Origin of the sequence: Psychrobacter sp. TB20-MNA-CIBAN-0197 (genome assembly GCF_040309765.1) — a bacterium.
GTDB lineage: Bacteria > Pseudomonadota > Gammaproteobacteria > Pseudomonadales > Moraxellaceae > Psychrobacter > Psychrobacter submarinus.
This window is the reverse complement of sequence record NZ_JBEOPC010001139.1, coordinates 1-248: the sequence shown is the minus strand read 5'-3', so window position 1 is coordinate 248 and position 248 is coordinate 1. Positions and strand designations below refer to the sequence as shown.

Below are 248 nucleotides of genomic sequence, written 5' to 3'. Positions count from 1 at the left end.
GCACTTGGCTGCCTGTCGGTGATCAATTTTTAGCCAGCTGGAGCGAGGATGGTTTCGGGCGCCTGGCCCTGGGAAATGAAGATTTCAGCGGTGACTACAGCCGCTTCCGCCACTTGGCGATGGATCAAAAATTCATCCATTGCATCGCTGCATCGCCGACCAGCCCGTCGGCAGTGATCGCCATTGATCGTGTCTCGCATGCCGTGAAAATCCTCGCTGGCGGCGTGGCTCCATTGCCTGCCGAACGC

1 protein-coding gene is annotated in these 248 nt (G+C 58.5%); it reads left to right on the top strand.

Annotated features, from left to right (window positions below):
• Positions 1-248, top strand: a 248-nt coding sequence (locus AAEY83_RS17495; RefSeq protein WP_351061228.1) for a hypothetical protein, incomplete at both ends; no start/stop codon positions are given.